The sequence below is a fragment of the Geobacter sp. OR-1 genome (genome assembly GCF_000813145.1).
In the GTDB taxonomy this organism is placed as follows: Bacteria; Desulfobacterota; Desulfuromonadia; order Geobacterales; family DSM-12255; genus Geoanaerobacter.
Map to the genome: position 1 here is coordinate 1 of NZ_BAZF01000008.1, position 17,260 is coordinate 17,260.

Annotated in this window: 13 protein-coding genes and 1 tRNA gene; 4 read left to right on the plus strand and 10 right to left on the minus strand. The window is 46.9% G+C overall.

The genetic code is table 11. From position 1 onward, the window contains the following. Nucleotides 1-94: 94 nt before the first annotated feature. From OR1_RS09870 to OR1_RS09905, 8 genes are all read right to left on the minus strand, one after another. Nucleotides 95-1,180, minus strand: coding sequence for a hypothetical protein (locus OR1_RS09870; protein ID WP_152609859.1), 1,086 nt, complete (start codon nt 1,178-1,180; stop codon nt 95-97). Between the two features lie 44 nt (nt 1,181-1,224). Further along, on the minus strand, nt 1,225-2,529 hold the full coding sequence (locus OR1_RS20790; protein ID WP_152609860.1) for a glycosyltransferase: 1,305 nt from the start codon (nt 2,527-2,529) through the stop codon (nt 1,225-1,227). 47 nt (nt 2,530-2,576) lie between these two features. Beyond that, nucleotides 2,577-3,482, minus strand: a complete 906-nt coding sequence (locus OR1_RS09880; RefSeq protein ID WP_052440371.1) for a glycosyltransferase — start codon at nt 3,480-3,482, stop codon at nt 2,577-2,579. A gap of 24 nt (nt 3,483-3,506) precedes the next feature. Then, nucleotides 3,507-6,398 (minus strand): rhamnan synthesis F family protein, encoded by a 2,892-nt coding sequence (locus OR1_RS09885; protein ID WP_041971648.1) that lies wholly within the window; start codon nt 6,396-6,398, stop codon nt 3,507-3,509. Between the two features lie 19 nt (nt 6,399-6,417). Then, nucleotides 6,418-7,848, minus strand: coding sequence for a glycosyltransferase (locus tag OR1_RS09890; protein ID WP_041971649.1), 1,431 nt, complete (start codon nt 7,846-7,848; stop codon nt 6,418-6,420). 18 nt (nt 7,849-7,866) lie between these two features. Beyond that, nucleotides 7,867-8,787, minus strand: a complete 921-nt coding sequence (locus OR1_RS20795; protein ID WP_052440372.1) for a glycosyltransferase family 2 protein — start codon at nt 8,785-8,787, stop codon at nt 7,867-7,869. 89 nt (nt 8,788-8,876) lie between these two features. Continuing rightward, on the minus strand, nt 8,877-9,647 hold the full coding sequence (locus OR1_RS09900) for a glycosyltransferase family 2 protein (protein WP_041971650.1): 771 nt from the start codon (nt 9,645-9,647) through the stop codon (nt 8,877-8,879). Further along, complete coding sequence (locus tag OR1_RS09905; RefSeq protein ID WP_041971651.1) at nt 9,644-10,696, minus strand: NAD-dependent epimerase/dehydratase family protein; 1,053 nt, start codon at nt 10,694-10,696, stop codon at nt 9,644-9,646. The genes OR1_RS09900 and OR1_RS09905 overlap by 4 nt, the downstream gene beginning before the upstream one ends. Before the next feature lie 317 nt (nt 10,697-11,013). Between OR1_RS09905 and OR1_RS09910 the strand changes: the two genes are divergently transcribed. Further along, on the plus strand, nt 11,014-11,634 hold the full coding sequence (locus OR1_RS09910; protein ID WP_041971654.1) for a hypothetical protein: 621 nt from the start codon (nt 11,014-11,016) through the stop codon (nt 11,632-11,634). Nucleotides 11,635-11,720: 86 nt separating this feature from the next. On the opposite strand, the gene OR1_RS09915 is transcribed toward OR1_RS09910, so the two are convergent. Beyond that, a tRNA-Thr gene (locus tag OR1_RS09915) sits at nt 11,721-11,795 on the minus strand. 378 nt (nt 11,796-12,173) lie between these two features. Between OR1_RS09915 and OR1_RS09920 the strand changes: the two genes are divergently transcribed. The 3 genes from OR1_RS09920 to OR1_RS09930 all read left to right on the plus strand — a co-directional run bounded on the left by OR1_RS09920 (nt 12,174) and on the right by OR1_RS09930 (nt 15,556). Further along, entirely contained in the window at nt 12,174-13,019 is an 846-nt protein-coding gene (locus OR1_RS09920; RefSeq protein WP_041971655.1) for a GGDEF domain-containing protein, read from the plus strand. A 196-nt stretch (nt 13,020-13,215) separates the two neighbouring features. Next, nucleotides 13,216-13,731 carry a peptidylprolyl isomerase gene (locus tag OR1_RS09925; protein ID WP_041971656.1) on the plus strand — a complete coding sequence of 172 codons (516 nt, stop codon included), beginning with the start codon at nt 13,216-13,218 and terminating at the stop codon, nt 13,729-13,731. 43 nt (nt 13,732-13,774) lie between these two features. After that, a complete protein-coding gene (locus OR1_RS09930) occupies nt 13,775-15,556 on the plus strand; it encodes a tetratricopeptide repeat protein (protein ID WP_041971658.1) in 1,782 nt (593 codons plus the stop codon). Between the two features lie 25 nt (nt 15,557-15,581). Here OR1_RS09930 and OR1_RS09935 read toward each other — a convergent pair whose 3' ends face one another. After that, the gene (locus OR1_RS09935) at nt 15,582-17,237 is read right to left on the minus strand and encodes a fatty acid--CoA ligase (RefSeq protein WP_041971659.1); all 1,656 of its coding nucleotides are present in this window, start codon (nt 17,235-17,237) and stop codon (nt 15,582-15,584) included. Between the last annotated feature and the right edge of the window lie 23 nt (nt 17,238-17,260).

Consider the following 17,260-nt stretch of genomic DNA (forward strand, 5'->3'; position numbering starts at 1 on the left):
ATTAGGTAAATATCCGCGGTAATAACTCTCTAAAGGAATAATAAGTCCCAGAAAGGTCACAAGAAGCCATGTTAGCTTAAACTTACTTGTTATTCTAGAAGAGATTAAACTCAACACCATTTAAAAAAACCATATACGGGGAATAAAGCCACCTAAACTCTTGACGAATTGTGATTGATGCAGCTGCAATCAGTGAAAATAGTAGCAATAATAACAATATCAGTATTTTGTTTTGAGAATTTTCGACATTTCCAAAGCGAAACGATTTAAACCCATAATAAAAGATCGACAATATGACAACAGTAACTCCAACTCCAAATAAAACACCAGGTATCCAAGTATCCATAACGTTAAGACCCGATAAGTAGTCAGGCCCCACGTTGAAACCAAAAAGGTTCGCTATTGCCGAACCAACAAACGAGACAAACTTTACAAATTCGAATTTTATATGAGTTCCACCAGTACCAACTAGAAAATTCACATCTAATACCTTTTTTTTAATAAAATAATTAAATGCTATTATAAGCATCGGGATAGTGGCAAGGTAGGTTCGCTGTATTCTGGATATGTAATTGGGATTTACCATAAAGGCAGCAAAAAGGAGAAATAGCCCTGCCACTAGAAAACGTTCCGCCGTAAAAATCAAAATCATGAACCAAGCATTTGCCCAAAGTATGTTCGATACTCTTCCGTATTGCATTGCTCGGACAACATTAATTACTAACAGTAAGAGGAATAAGATGCCAAGCCCTTCCATTGCCCCCCATACTTGCAACACATTATAATACGCAAATCTTGATACAATAGCAGTCAATCCAGCAACAATTAATATTAAGTAGTTGTTATTTGAAAGAATCCAACAGACATATGCCAAAAGGGCAGTATTAATACATTGAATAACAATATTAACACAGATATAATTAATAAAGTTGTTCCCAAGTAATTTGATTTCAATACAATAGAATAGGGCCATTACGGGGCGATACTTTTCAGCATCTACCATTGTAAATGCTTTGGCAATACTACTGGCATACCCACCATCTTGGGCCTTCACAATAAGATTTAAATCATCCCCCATAAAAGTTAGATATGGCAAAGACCCGTACCAAACAGTACAGATTGATGATAATGCAAATATAAACAACCAATAACAATATGTCGTCTTTAAGTTTAATTCCATTCCCAAAACTTCTAACAATTATATTAAAAGTGAGTAGCCATTAGCTACATCTTGCCAGTTTGGTCATGTGAAAACTCTTGTATTGCAAAATAAATTGAATCTAGACTTTGTTCCCAGCTAATCGTTGAAACATATTTAAATCCTCTATCCACTTGTGCCACGCGCATATCATTATTCGTTAACAATAATTGAGCAGCAGTAGCTAAACGCTGAGGTGTCGCTCGTTCCAATGTTATAACGCCCGAAGGAAAAGCTGATCTCATACATGGCGTGTCCAAGTCAACAACGGCACATCCACATGCAATCATTTCATTAGGTATAAGAGAATAATTGGTAAAAGATGTCACAATTCCAACTGTCGCACGATTATAGAGAATTCGTAATTCCTCGTGCCCAATTATGCCATGATTCTTGTCAATCCACAAAAACTTACCAGCCGGGAGTCTTGCATCTCCAAATATCTCTACTCTCACATTTGGCATCTTATCCTTGAGCAGTTTTAGCGCCCACATGATCAGTTCATAACCGCGCCTTGGCGTATGTTGGCGAATATAGGCTACGACAAGATTTTCTTCACGAATTACTGAATTGTCTAAGTAGTATTCGCTCTTTTCTAGTCCTAATAGAAATCCAGCGGTGCGCATCCCATATACTGAAGAAAGAGTTTCAGCAAGCCATGGAGATGCACATACACCCCATAGCCCCAGACGATAAGTCTCTTCGGCAAACGCCGCCATGCTTCCTGGCGGATGGAAATAAGGTTCAAAATCCTGGACAAAGTATCCCTTGGATGAAGCCGAAATACAGTTTTTCAACACATAAGCACCAGGCCAGTAAGTCGCCACGGCAATATCGAAATACATTGCCATCGCCTCATCCAATCTCAGCACAGGGCAGGCGACCGCGTCAAATCCAAACTCTTCAAACCAAGCTTTCTCACATTCTGAATAACGATATTCAATAACCTCAGGGTAGAACGTGACAAAGCACTTCACACCTTTTTTTATAAGATAATCTAATACTCTGGCCATGGTCATTCTTCCCCCTGAACCTCGCTCTGGTTCGGGTATCAACATAAGAAAAGACAACATGGAAATATCAACAGGGCGATTACCGTTATCGTGGTTCACTTCAACACGTTCGGGCAATGTTACAAATTGCGATTCATCGAGCTGACGCTTAACATCCATTATATGTTGTGAGGAATAGTCTATTGTCAGGGAAGCAGCTAAAGTAGACTGGCTCACACCTCTAGTTCTTAATAATGTCTGTATTCGTGCAACAATGCCGTTTATACCTTCATAATAAAAAGTTCGGGCAACAACATTTAGTAATTTGATTAGGTTCATTTCCTTATCCAGAGAACACTAGTTGTTTTACTGACAGTAACTATTCATCAAAAATAATAGGGCTGTTTATATATTTCTAGCATCAGAGACTTCCAGTGCGCATCTTGATCTTTAAAAAGGAGCTCCGCATTATTCTTATGAAATCTGTAATAAGCCAACATTTCAATGATCGGAAAGAGCTTACAACCATTAAAGGCAAGTCTCAACCACAATTCATGATCTTCACGATAACGCATTTCCACACGAAACGCGCCATAACGGTCTAAAACGTCCTTCTTTACTGATGCAGTGCAAGTCCACACAGGATTCACCTCTTCCATCTCTTTCAAATTCAGTGAAAAAGATTTCCTAAACTGCCCGTCCCAGACCCCCTCAATCTGCCTTGCACCATCAGATATTATTGTTACAGATCCATATACCATATCAGCTTTAGTAAGCATGAAATAAAAAAGGGTGATGTCTAGCCTTTCAGGTACTGAGATATCGTCACTGTCCATAAATGCAACGTAGTGCCCCTTTGCCATTTTGATTCCAGTGTTTCGACCTCTACATGCGTTACCACTATTGTCAGTGTATTTATGTACCCGAACTTGAGGATGACAAGCATATCTATCAACAATGGTTAGAGTATTTTCAGGAGAACCATCACAAACTAGTATCAATTCAAAATTCCTAAAAGTTTGGCTTAATATACTATCTATGGCCTTTTCAAGCTCCCAAGTTCTGTCATATACAGGTATGATTACAGAAAAAAGGGGAGCCTGCGAATCCCACTTATTTAGCTGCTGTATCTGCTTGCGAATTGATTGACTTCTGATCAGTTTTTTGACGGCCTCTATGAACGAAGCAAAATTAGAATAAGATTTTGACAAAGTGCGACAAAATATATCGGCTAAACCTTTTCGCACACTACTAAAGTAAGTTTGCTCACGTGCAAATACATTTAATTCCATCCTTGATTTTTCCCTCACAATTGACTATATCGCAGCTATGTATTGATCCTGGCAGTATTTATCTTCAACACTTAGCTTTGATAGTATTGTTTTATCAACCTTATTTTCTGAAATAGCTTTTCCAAAAAGATATTCGACAATCTTTCTGTCTGGCTCAAAACCCAAGAGATAGCGTCCGTGCAAATTAAGCATGTCACAACAATAAGCCGTAATCCCTTCATGAATCTCCATCAAGTGGTTAAATTGTTCGTTAGGTTTTCCAAAAACGGGTTCAAGTTCTCCGTTTCTGTGTTCGAAACAAACAAGTTGACCATCCGGCGCAGTTAATATGCTTTCAAAAATCAAGCTATATCGGTACATATCACTTGCAGTATTCAAAGGATCATCATTTTCTGTTAAATAGCCTTTAAATTTATTATGCAACTTATCACCATCTTGAATGTCTAAGCACGTAGCGAAATAGTACCCCGTCAGAGAACTGCCTAACAGCCTAGATAGCGCCTTCTGAATATTGCCACTATACCCAACGTCTGAAACTGCAATACCGACCTTGTCAGCATTAATACCTAACTCATTTAGATACGTCAGATAATTTCCATTTTCTTTACTAGCAACAGCTAATATTGCATCAAAATTATTCCTGACAATTCCAGCAATCTTATTAATGTCAGTTGGAAGTTCAACATATGAACTCGCAACGTTTTTCCCCTTTAGATAACTCGTGCTAATACCAAAACGAGTTTCCATAAGATTAAACAGATCACCCTTGTAGGGTTTTTTCAATATATATAGAGCATCTTCAAGATTAGCAATTGCAGGAACCGTTGTTGCTCTCCGAGAAGCAAGCAAATAAACTGTTTCAATTCTTTCAGTTATCTTATTTGCAACATCCTTATGCTTTAGGAACATGTCAAAAATGCGTTTAAGCAAATAGCCTTCACGAGCTAAGAATAGTATTTTTACAATGTTGTCTTTAATTACTGATTTTAGAAGCCAGGTAAGATACGCAAAAATAACAGGGCCTATTACTGCATAACCAAACCCGTGTTTGTTTGAGAATTTGTAGTCACCAGCATAATCATGCATAGCAAAAGGATTATTGCACAGGTAATTAATAGTCATTCCTAAAATAGCTGAATTGGCAATATTATGAGCAAGAGAAAACGTTTTTAGTTCTCTTCCAATAAATGAATTATTGAACAGATTTTTAGGAGACATGACATGGTAAACTGCTATCTTCAATTCGCTGGGGATTTGAACATCAGAATGTTCGTTGTCTCCGATATGAAGTATGGATGTTCTAGAATAATTCTCTAACAACTTCATCCACATGGTTGCATTATCTTTTCGCACACCCAACTCTGATGATAAGTACAGTTCGTCGTAACCAGCGATCCCGTTTGCAGTAAGTATTGCCCGAATAGTCTTTGCGTCAAGATACATGTCGGACATCAGAATGACATGTTTATTGTGCTCCTTCGCAAAACGCAGTGCCTCTACTACCTCTGGCCTGGCACGAGTAAAACAAACTTCAATCTCCATTTCATGCTTACAAAGCCTTTCTATGATCGATCCATCAATCTTAAGAATAGCTCTTATTCGGTGATAAATTTCCTCGATTCCCACATCCCTGCTAAAACCAATCTCACCTCTGATTTCGCTTTCTGCCCTTTTTCGTATTTCGCGAAAATTTTTCACGTCTTCAGATCTTGCAGCATCAATCTCCAGCAGATCAAAAACGGTATCGGGATCGATCAATGGCCGGGTAACAAGGGTGTCAAAGATATCAAAGGTAATAACTTCATATTTCAGGATTTCCTGCTTCAACCCATCAAGACTCTTTTGCCAATATTGATGAAGATTTCTACTGCCAAATGAGATTGAAAACTCTTTTTTTAACGTATTAATTTCACAAAAAGTGTATCCTTGGTTGTGGGCTATCGGAACTATCATCCTTTCTAATGTCTGAATTAGCGTACCTTTGATTTGTCCTGACTCTTCAGGGAACTCCTCAATCTTAAAACCAGCAGAGAGCAACGGTGCAATCGCTTTTGGCCGCGCCCAGAACATGGCCCCCTTCGGCGAGTCCAGATATCCTGAAAAATCTCCTGCAATCCCGAACATATTGCAGAGTTGTTGACCAAGCTGCTTGTTGCTTAACCAAGCATGTGTCCAATACGGCAGCGTTAAATATGTCTCAGGATAAATTATTCCGACATCCTCATAAGCAGTAAATATCCCAAAGATTTTTCGCACAATTGGCACAGACCCCATAAGGTTATCCAAAAGATGTTTCCGCCATTCGTTTTGCTGTATGTCAGAGTAAAGAGATATATTGCTGTGAATGTAGCACACGTAATCATATTTCAGAAGATCAGCAGCAAAGACAGAAACATAGGAAGCAATATCGCTCCCGCGATTTTGAACAACTTTTACAAAACATCCCCGGACAGTTTTGACTGATGCCATCTTAACTTGAACATCGTTTTCGTGGTATTGATAGATTGTAGAAACATACAGGTCAAAATCAAAGGGGATATTAACAAGATACGATGCAATTTCATCAAGCAAGTCAAAACAATCAAGATGAAGATGAATCCCAATTGTACTGCTTATCGATTCTGCGTCCAATATGGCATCAAACAACTGCCCCTTTAACGTTTTGTGCTTAGAATGGATTGAATAGGAGGGAGAAGCCCCACCTAACCACTTACTTATTAATCTAAATAACTGAGGCAACTTTAGCCCAACCCTACGTAAAGGCGATGTAATTCGCCAACTCAATGAGCTGTAAACAAGATTTAACTGACTATCAAGTTGGGCTATCCTTATCTTAGCTATTTGCAACTGCTGTTCAGTTCGATCTAGTTTTTCTATTAATTCAATGGAATTTCGATCTTTACTTGCAGTGTTCATAAATATATTTCCAGATAACTTATTTTGCACGAGACATTATTGACAACATTTTACGAAAAGGGGCTGTTATTTTCCAACTCAACGAATTTAGCATGTTTTCGTTGTATTGCCTTAAGTATATAGTTTCTGAAATAACTTGTGCCAATTGTTGATTTAACTCAGTTAACTGCTGCTTTTGCTCAGTTAACTGTTGACTCCGTTCTGATAATAATTGTTCGTTAACCAATAATTTGGGAAATAACTCATTAAGATCCTTCTGAATTTCACTGGCGATCACTGATTTCTCGAGATAAAGTTCATCAGATTGACACTGGTAAATTGATTCAATCGCAAATTGCAGTGATGATATTATTGCATCGTATTTGAATTCCAACCCCATATATTTTATGGAATTTAATGACATCCCTTTCCATAAATCGATTTGCGTTAGCAACCTTATCACTGCAGCGGCAAATTCTTCTGGGTTGTCGGCAATTATACATTCTCTGCCTGAAACCAGACTCATTCCCTGCGCGCCTATGCTGGTTGTAACTAACGGTAATCCATTGGAAAGAGCTTCGCCTACCTTGCCTTTCATCCCTGCACCGAAACGCAAAGGAGCAACTGACACCATTGCTTCGTCCAGGTAGGGCTGCGTTGACGACACATACCCGGTAACCTCTACCGAAGGAGAAGCAAGTTGTATGACCTCTTGGGGGGGATCAGAGCCAACAATTTTCAATCTCGCATCGGGTACTTGTCGCTTGATTATTGGCAAGATTGATTCGCAGAAGAATAACATTGCATCAACATTCGGCCGGTGTTTAAAGCCTCCGACGAAAAGCAGGGAATTTGGATTTCGCTCCTCTCTCGGCGGAACTGAACTTCGAATTGAGTGCACGTTTGGTATTATATGAATCTTGTTCGCATAAATTCCGTTATTAACTAAGATTTTCTTGTCTTGTTCTGTTACAGCCCACACTCGATCCGCCAAAGAATACGCTTTCATCTCTTTTATTTTGGTGTTTAGTGCCTGCTGAGACATTTCGTCATCGTTCAATACTTTTGCCATCATGGCTTCACGGAAAAAATGTACATCAACGCTATCCACAATACAAATAGTTTTGGGGGATATTTCTCTTACAACCGGCACAAATTGTTCTGCGATAAAATAAAATTCACATATGACGGCATCTATCAGTTCTAACTGAAGCATTTCAATGAATTTATCGTGATAAATTACTTTAATTTTGTTGTTTATCAATTCATTAATATACCTTTGATAATTTGATTCTTCACCATATCCGATACTATAAATATAAACTTCAGAAAACTTGGTTAGTATCTGTAAGATGCGAAACAGGCGCAGATCTCCCGATGCCCTGTCGAAATACGGAAGCCTGGGAACTATGCACAAAATCCTAACAGGTGAATCGGGATTCAACGCTGATTTTATTTGATCTTCTTCCACTTAATTACCTGAATCTTTTCAATGGTTGTTGGCAGAACTCTTATGCCCAGCCCTTGAAAGACAATTGATAGCTTTTCTCACAAATGCGGTGGATTTCCAAGTTTTGGAGTTAATAACAGCTTCAAGCTGGTTATGCAATTCAGCAATAATAATATTTTTCTCGTTCAATTCAGTAATTGTTGCTTGATATTCTCTTGCAAAGGCCAGTAAACGGGGAGTGTAGCTGTTTAATATTTTTTCCCCACCAATTGCCCCACAATGCCCCAATACCAATTTCAGTGTTGCCATATCTGAAAGATGACTTGACGCCACAGTTTTGGCTGTCGCATGCCTTAGACTTGATGACAAGATTTCTTCAATAGTTGAAAAAGTAAACTCTTTTGCAATTTTTAACCATAAATCAATATCCATTGCCAAATCAAGAGATTCATCCAATGGCCCGCATTTCCCCCAAACTACATTTGTGAAAAAACATGACGGTTGCCAAAAATGAGAATCAAACCAAGTACAGATTGTGTCAACTGTAACTACAGATGGGACTGTTCGAACAATAACCATTCCTCCTTCATCAACATAATCTCCCCCTCCCACCACCGCCCCGGCATCCGGATTTGCGGTAAACGCCTCGGCAACGGCATTGAGCGCACCGGGATGATACCAGTCATCCGAATTAAGCCAGCCGAAGATCTCGCCGGTCGCCCGATCGAACCCTTTGTTGATGGCATGGCTCTGGCCCCGGTCCGGCTCGCTTACCCAGTAGACCAGATGTTTCTCGTACTTCTTTATTATCTCAACCGACTCGTCAGTACTGCCGCCGTCGATAATGATGTACTCAAGATTCGGGTAATCCTGCTCTATGACCGAGAGGATCGTCTTTTCGATGAACCGCCCCTGGTTGAATGACGGGGTAACAATAGATATTTTGGGGAGGGAAGTCATTTGCCGAATTATTCCTTCATTGCTGCATCAAAGTTATAAGATAACAACCGGGCTGTCTATGGATAACATGCTTCGCATTAATCAAAGCGTCATTGTCTACGGTAATCCCCGCACGAAAAATATTTCTCCAGCCAGACATAGAGACAGATGAAGAGATAGCGGCTCCCCATCTCCTTGATCTTCAGTTTGGCAACCCCGGACCTCCGGTTGCGCCAGGTGATCGGGATAGTGGTCCAGGTGAAACCGCGGACAATCGCCTTGAGCGGGAGTTCTACAGTCAGATTGAAATGAGGAGCAATAAGGGGACGACAGCCGTCGATCACTTCCCGGCGATAAGCCTTGAAAGCGTTGGTAGTGTCGTTCAACTTGATCCCGAAAAGCAGCTGCAGAAATTTATTGGCCAGCCGATTGAAAACCATCTTCACAACCGGGTAGTCGATGGTCCCGCCACCCTTGATAAAGCGACTGCCGAAAACGCAGTCATACCCCTTGTTCAGCTCCTGCCAATAACGAACCACATCGCGGCAGTCGTCGGATTCGTCGGCCATCATTATTACGACGGCATCACCGGTCATGTTATCAAGCCCACAGATGATCGCCCTGCCGAAACCGTGCAACCCGCTGTTCTGCACCGGTTTGAGCTGGGGAACCCTTTCGGCGAGATCCTGCAGCAGTGCCCAGGTCCGGTCTGAACTACCGTCATCGACCACCACGATCTCGTGAGGAACACCCTGCAGGCGAAGTTCAAGGTGAAGGTGCTCCACGGTCGAGCAGATGCACCCCTCCTCGTCACGAGCCGGAAGAACTACAGAGAGGAGCTGCAGCGGAGCTCGCCCCCCGGAATCGCCCGGATTCTTCATCCCAGCCGCCCCTGCCAGGACGCGACGATCTCCCGGACCGTCTGCCGCAAAGATTTGGTGATATCCCATTGCGGATAATGCTTTTTCATTTTGCTCAGGTCGCTGTAGTAACAGATATGATCACCAATCCGGTTCTGGTCGACATACCTGTATACCTGCTGCTTGCCGGTGAACTCTTCGGTCAGGGCGAACGCCTCCAGGATGGAGCAGGAGTTTCCCTTGCCGCCGCCGAGGTTGTAGACTTCGCCGCATCTGGGGGTCTCGTAAAAGGCATGGATAAACCGGGCCACATCTTCGGAGTGGATGTTATCGCGCACCTGTTTCCCTTTGTAGCCGAATACGGTGTACTCTTTCCCTTCCAGATTGCATTTGACCAGGTAGCTCAGAAAACCGTGCAGTTCCACACCGGAATGGTTGGGGCCGGTGAGGCAGCCGCCGCGGAGGCAGCAGGTGGGCATGTCGAAGTACCGGCCGTATTCCTGGACCATGACGTCACCGGCAACCTTGGAGGCGCCGAAGAGCGAATGCTTGGACTGGTCGATGGAGAATGATTCGGCTATGCCGTTGCTATAGGCCGGGTCGGCGTAGTCCCAGCGGGTCTCCTGTTCCACCAGCGGGATGGAGTTGGGGAGTTCGCCGTAGACCTTATTGGTGGACATGTGGATGAATGGAGACTCGGGGCAGGCCTGGCGGGCAGCCTCCAAGAGATTGAGGGTGCCGACGGCGTTGGTGTCGAAGTCGTCGAACGGGATGTCGGCAGCCCGGTCATGGGAAGGCTGGGCCGCAGTGTGAACGATGCCGGACGGTTTCAGTTGCTTGACCAGTTCAATCAACCCCTGGCGGTTGCGAATATCGAGTTCGTGATGACTGAAGCGGGGGAGGGTATCGACAAGCCGTTGCTGGCTCCAGCGGGTATCGCCCTGCGGGCCGAAGAAGACCGCCCGCTGATTGCTGTCAATACCGTGGACACTAAAACCGAGGTTATGGAAAAAGGTGACAACCTCCGAGCCGATCAGGCCGGATGAACCGGTAACGAGTATACTTTTCATTGATATAAGTCCTTTTTAGCAAGCGCAAGACGCAATCGGCTTAATGAAACCGATGTCAACAGGCATTTGGCGGCAGGTGGCCAGCGATCAATCTGCTAACCTGCTTAATTCAGGCAAGTATCGCCCATTTAGTGAAATACGTCAATGCGGGAATCGACCTTTTCTAGCAAATTTCGGACCTTTTTGTTTTTTTGATTATTTTGCTATAGGTCTCTGATATCGTCCGGAGATGATAATTTTACGACTGGCAATGTCAACCGATGCGCAACTGCTTCGTTACTTTCATTCATAAGCCAAAAATAGATAAGGAGGCTAACATGCCTAAGATCGTACCGTTCATTGCTGCCCTGCTTCTGTTGGGCATCAGCACCGCTGACGCAGCCAACGTCGGCGTTGACCTTAATCTTCAGATCGGCAACCCAGCGCCCCCGCCCGCCAGGGTCATTGTCCGGGAACCACCTTCCAGAACCATCATCATTGAAGACGACGTGGACTTCATCTATCCCCCAGAGCTTGGGTTTTATGTCGGGGTTGGGGTTCCGTTCGATCTGTTCTTCCTGAACAACTTCTACTTCACCTACCGGGACGGCAACTGGTACCGGGCCCCCAACCACAGAGGCCCGTGGGTAACAGTAGAGCGCCGACACCTGCCCCCTGGTTTACGCAAACACAGGCTCGACCGGATCCGGAATTACCGTGACCGGGAATATCGGGTGTACGAGCGCGAGCGCGACCATTACCACGGCAGGCATTTCAGATCAGACCGGGGCGAATGGCAGGAGCACCGCAGAGCCGAAAAGGAACAATGGAAGGATGAGAAAAGGCATGAAAAGATGGAACGCAAAATAGAAAAAGAAGAGAGGAAAGAAGACCGGAAGCGGGGCAGGGAAGATCGCGGCAATGAAAGAGATGACCGTGGCAGACATGGCCGTGAGTGAGACCGGCCTGATTCTTTTCTGATAAAACTGCCTGAAACGATGCAACAAAAAGCCCCGCGGATTTCCCCGCGGGGCTTCTTGATTACTGGAGCCGTTGGTCGGAATCGAACCGACGACCTGCTCATTACGAGTGAGCTGCTCTACCCCTGAGCCACAACGGCACTACAAAACGAATCTTTTTTATACCAATAACTGAAACGTGTCAATTAAAACGTTATTTGGCCTGTGTTTACGAGGATTCCATTTCCAGGGCCATCGGCAACAACACGATCCCTGCCGGATAACAGGATTGTCAGAACACGATCAGCCGGATTCAGCCGTTTGCATCTGATGGTACGCGTCATTATCCTTTCCTGGGTAAATTAGCGGCAAAACCCTACTAACAACAATCACCATAATGTGACTTTTGTCACCCCAATTTGCCTGAACAGGAACCGGCCGAATGCAATTGAGCAAAATCTGGCGGTTAATTACCGGTGTAGGAAAGATATCCTGACAAGGCACGCATTATGCTTGGTTCTCATTAAAGCGAGGGTGCCATGCTGAAGAAGTGCGTCATAATCGAATGCCTGTATTTCCTTGAGAACCAAAACTCAAGAGCGATAATATCTCTCGGCCTCATTTTTACCATGGCGATCGGCATGCTTGACAATCTGACCGGCGAGACATTTTCACTGGCCTTATTCTACCTGATCCCGATCGGGTTGTATGTCTGGTATATCTCTTTAAGAACTGCGATTGCCATGTCTGTCATTTGCACCTTGATCTGGGCATCATCCAACCATGACCTGCAAACCGCCTCACTGATCTCCAACACAGTCACCAACCTGGGCTTTTATTGCCTGTTTTCAATCATAACTCATAGATCACGGGTCATGTATGACCATGAAAAGCTCCTCTCCCGGACCGATCACCTGACCGGACTGCTCAACAACAGGTCCTTCTACGAAATTGCCCAGAATTACCTGTGCATCATGAAGCGAACGAACTCCCCATTTTCAATTGCCTTTATTGACCTCGACAATTTCAAGGAAATTAACGACCAATACGGCCATGATATTGGGGATACGGTTCTTAAAGACGTCGCGGATTCCATAATCTCGACAATCAGGGTCACCGACAAGGCGGCAAGATTTGGCGGCGACGAATTTGTCATTATATTCCCGGATACGAGTTCCGACACCATTGCTCTCATCATGGGCAAAATCACTGCCGCAGTTTCGGCAAGGATGAATGCTTTCAACTACAACGTGTCATTCAGCGCCGGGGTTGTCTGCTGCTCGGAGCCGGCCCAATCGCTGGACGAGCTGATTATCCAGGCGGATAAACTTATGTATGAGGTAAAAAATAGCGGCAAAAGCTCTTTCAAATTCATGGAGCTGTAACTCACTCCCCCCTGATGCTCCGCGGTTTACAACTGCCGCGGCACCCAACACCTTTCAACTTTCCATCCCAGGCAACTAACAGCGCTACCGGGCTGTTTCTGACTGCTGTCAGGACGAATCCGTAACGAGAAAACTGTTCTCCCTGGGATCATTTTGTGATAGAGAATGGGGAATTCTTTCAATAAGGAGTTCAGCAATGACCGAATCTGCCAACCCTCGAGTTCTGATGGAAACATCCATGGGCAACGTCACCATCGAGCTGTTCAAGGACAAGGCGCCGATCAGCGTTAAAAACTTTCTCTCCTATGTCAAGGACGGTTATTACGACGGCCTCACCTTCCACAGGGTCATACCGACCTTCATGATCCAGGGTGGCGGCATGGATGCCGACCTGCAGCAGAAAAAGACTAAATTTGCCATCAAGAACGAGGCAAACAACGGGCTCAAGAACACACGAGGCACCCTGGCCATGGCCAGGACCGCCGTGGTCGACAGCGCCACCTCGCAGTTCTTCATCAATGTCGTCGACAATGCCTTCCTCGATTACAAAGGCAAGCGGCCGGAAGATTTTGGCTATGCCGTATTCGGGCAGGTGATCGAAGGGATGGATGTCGTCGATGCGATCAAAGGGGTGAAGACCTGTTCCAAGGGTGGGCATAGCGATGTCCCGGTCGAACCGGTTATGATCAACTCCGTCAAGCCGATCGAATAAAGTACGCGGGCGGGCCGGGCTTTCCGGCCCGCCAAGCAACAAAATGTTTCCATCCAGCTACGCCGATCCGGCAAAAGGCAACCCGATCCCGCTGCAGATAATCGCGATTCTGGGCGCCGGCATTCTTGCCTGGTCCAACAGCTTCAGCGCCCCGTTTGTCTTCGACGACCTCACCTCGATCGTAAATAACCCATTAATCCGAAGCCTTCAAAGGCTGTTGACCGACCCGGCCCTGTTCTGCGCCGCACCGCGGCGTTTCCTGGGGCAGCTCTCCTTTGCCGCCAACTACCGGATCGGCGGCCTGAACCAGTTCGGATATCATGCCGTGAACCTGGCGATACACCTCGCTACCGCACTGCTGCTGTTCATGTTTCTCAGACTGCTGTTGACCGGCGGCGTAGAGAACAAAGGCCGGAGTACCACGGCACAGCCATTTTCAGCGCCATTCAGCGCTGCCCTGATCTTCGCAGTCCATCCGGTTCAAACCCAGGCGGTCACCTATATCACCCAGCGGTTCACCCTGCTGGCGACCTTTTTCTACCTCCTGGCGCTTCTCTGCTATGCAAAGTCCAGAACAACGGGAAACTCGAACAGCGCCCCGTATAACAGCTGGTACAGCGCAGCAATCCTTGCCACGGTCGGCGCCATGTTCAGCAAGGAGATCTCGTTCTCAATCCCGTTCAGCATCGCCCTGCTTGAACTCACTCTCTTTCCCGGAACCATCAGGAAGAGGCTGATGCTGCTTGTCCCATTTGGCGCTTTGCTCGCAATCCCGGTCCTGATGCTCTTTGCGGCGACCGATTCAGAACTTACCACGCTAACAATGCTGACCAAAACCGGGTTGCCGTCAACGACGTACGCAAATTACCTGATAACGCAGCCGGCGGTGCTCTGCACCTATCTCAGGCTGCTGTTTCTGCCGATTAACCAGACTATCGACTATGACTACCAGGTTTACCAAGCCGTAACCGCCCTCCCGGTACTTGCGGGCATCCTGCTTTTGACCGCCCTGATCGGGCTGATCCTGTACCTTTACCGCCAGGGCACAAGATCTTCCAGGCTGGCCGGGTTCGGAATGAGCTGGTTTCTGGCCGCCCTCAGCGCCGAGGCGCTTGTACCGCTATCCGACGTCATCAACGAGCACCGGCTGTACCTGCCTCTGGCCGGGGCTTCGATAACGGCCTCTTCAGCCTTGGGATGGCTTGCGCTGCGTCTTGGCACCAAGGCGGTAAACACCACTCTACTGTTGTTGGTGCTGCTCTTGGCCGCGGCAACCTGGCAACGGAATCTTATCTGGAGCGACGAGCTGCTGCTCTGGAGCGACGCCGTTGCCAAAGCGCCGGGAAAGGCCAGACCGCACTACAACCTGGGAACGATCCTGAGTAAACGAGGGCTCACCGAAGCTGCGGAGCAGGAGTTCAATGCCGCGCTGGCCATTGAACCGGGCCATGCCAGGGCACGGTACAACCTCGGAGTTCTGCGTGCGGCCAAAGGGGATGTTACGAGTGCGATGAGCGATTATCAGGCGGCGATCAGGCTGGACCCAGGGCTGGCCGAGGCCCATAACGCCTTGGGAGTGCTGCTGTCGCGAGAGGGGAGATCTGACGAGGCGATCCGCTCCTACCGGGAAGCGCTCCGGATCGCGCCGGAGCTTGCCGAAGCCAGGAACAACCTAGGCTCAGCGCTGGCGGCCAGAGGAGAGATAGACGCCGCGCTGCAGGCATTCAGGGAAGCAGTCAGGCTCGATCCGTTGAACCGTTCCTACCGGGCAAACCTGGAGCGGGCACTGAAAATTAGAAATAATCCTGTAGTGAACAACTTTTGAGAAAACTAAGAACTTGGCGAAGTCATCAGACCTTAGGCAGATATTTTTCTCTGAGTGTAACCTTGCTGATCTTTCCCACGCTGGTCTTGTCGATCGCATCCACAAAACGGACCTTCAGTAGTACGACCTGTTTGGAAATCATCCCCTTGTCGGCATATTCATGCATATGATGCTGCAGAGCCTTTTCCGTAACCTTTTCCCTGTTATCCGGCCTTGGCACCACGAGAGCAAGCGGCCGTTCCCCCCATCGCTCGTCCGGCATGCCGATGACCGCGACCTCGCTGACCGCCGGATGATGGGCAAGGATATCCTCTAGCTCCAGGGAAGAGATCCATTCGCCGCCGATCTTGATCACGTCCTTGGTTCGGTCGGTGATCTTCACGTATCCCCTGGCATCGATATTCGCCACGTCGCAGGTATGGAGCCATCCACCTTCCCACAACTTCTCCGACGTCCGGTGATCCTTGAGATACCCCTGTGTCAGCCAGGGAGCACGGACGACAATCTCGCCGCTGCCCATTCCGTCCCTGGGGACATCGGTCATTTCGGAGTCAACCAGCCGCAGATCCACCAGCGGCAGCGGCAGACCGGTCTTGCACCGGATCTCGGCCTGGGCCTCAGGGCCTTGGTCCAGCATCTCGGGCAACAGATGGGCAATCGTCAGGATCGGGCAGGTTTCGGACATCCCGTAACCGGTGAACAGATCGATACCGCGCTTCGTGGCCTCCAGGCAGAGCGCCCGGGACATGCTCGCCCCGCCGATGATCACCTTCCACCCCGACAGGTCCACTTTGTTGCATAACGGGCTCTTGAGCAGCATATGCAGGATTGTCGGCACGCAGTGGGAGAAGGTGACCTTTTCCCTGGCGATCAGCTCCAGGAGATGATCCGGCATGTACCGGCCGGGGTAGACCTGCTTGATCCCCATGGTCGTGGCGACATAGGGGAGCCCCCAGGCATGCACATGAAACATCGGGGTAATCGGCATGTAGACATCTTCGCGGTGGAGCCGCCCCTGGGAAAGCGGCGTGCCTAGCGCGGCGATCACGCCCAAGGTGTGCAGCACCAGTTGCCTGTGGCTGAAGAACACCCCTTTGGGCATGCCGGTGGTGCCGGTGGTGTAAAAGGTGGTTGCCCGGCTGTTTTCGTCAAAATCAGGGAAATCGAACTCCGGGGCTGCCGCGGCCAGCAACTCTTCATATTCGCCACTGAAGGTGAGATGGGTCTCGGGCACCGCCGGTTCATCGTTCAGCAGGATATAATGGCGTACGGTATCGATCCGTCCGCGAATCTGCTCCAGTATCGGCAGAAACTCGCCGTTTACCAGCAACAGATCGTCCTCGGCATGGTCGATGGTATAGAGGATCTGCTCCGGTGAGAGGCGAACGTTGATGGTATGCAGCACGGCGCCGATCATCGGCACCGCAAAGAAACACTCCAGATAGCGGTTGCTGTCCCAGTCCATCACTGCAACCGTGTCGCCCGCCTTTACCCCGAGCGAAACGAGCAGATTGGCCAGCCGACAGATTCGACCGTAAAGCTCCCGGTAGGTATAACGTTTTTCTCCCCGGTAAACGATCTCCTGGTCCGGGGCACTGACAATCGGGGTATGGATCAGCTGCTTGATGAGCAGTTGGGAGTCATGGGCTGAGGCGGTCCCCAGCCTGCGCACATCGGTCATCGTATGGTCCTCTCAGAAGAATC

What these genes read in the sequence shown, in the direction of transcription:
- OR1_RS09870 (WP_152609859.1), bottom strand. Translation starts at nt 1,180, where the DNA reads ATGGAATTAAACTTAAAGACGACATATTGTTATTGGTTGTTTATATTT.
- OR1_RS20790 (WP_152609860.1), bottom strand. Translation starts at nt 2,529, where the DNA reads ATGAACCTAATCAAATTACTAAATGTTGTTGCCCGAACTTTTTATTAT.
- OR1_RS09880 (WP_052440371.1), bottom strand. Translation starts at nt 3,482, where the DNA reads ATGGAATTAAATGTATTTGCACGTGAGCAAACTTACTTTAGTAGTGTG.
- OR1_RS09885 (WP_041971648.1), bottom strand. Translation starts at nt 6,398, where the DNA reads ATGAACACTGCAAGTAAAGATCGAAATTCCATTGAATTAATAGAAAAA.
- OR1_RS20795 (WP_052440372.1), bottom strand. Translation starts at nt 8,787, where the DNA reads ATGACTTCCCTCCCCAAAATATCTATTGTTACCCCGTCATTCAACCAG.
- OR1_RS09900 (WP_041971650.1), bottom strand. Translation starts at nt 9,647, where the DNA reads ATGAAGAATCCGGGCGATTCCGGGGGGCGAGCTCCGCTGCAGCTCCTC.
- OR1_RS09905 (WP_041971651.1), bottom strand. Translation starts at nt 10,696, where the DNA reads ATGAAAAGTATACTCGTTACCGGTTCATCCGGCCTGATCGGCTCGGAG.
- OR1_RS09910 (WP_041971654.1), top strand. Translation starts at nt 11,014, where the DNA reads ATGCCTAAGATCGTACCGTTCATTGCTGCCCTGCTTCTGTTGGGCATC.
- OR1_RS09920 (WP_041971655.1), top strand. Translation starts at nt 12,174, where the DNA reads ATGCTGAAGAAGTGCGTCATAATCGAATGCCTGTATTTCCTTGAGAAC.
- OR1_RS09925 (WP_041971656.1), top strand. Translation starts at nt 13,216, where the DNA reads ATGACCGAATCTGCCAACCCTCGAGTTCTGATGGAAACATCCATGGGC.
- OR1_RS09930 (WP_041971658.1), top strand. Translation starts at nt 13,775, where the DNA reads ATGTTTCCATCCAGCTACGCCGATCCGGCAAAAGGCAACCCGATCCCG.
- OR1_RS09935 (WP_041971659.1), bottom strand. Translation starts at nt 17,237, where the DNA reads ATGACCGATGTGCGCAGGCTGGGGACCGCCTCAGCCCATGACTCCCAA.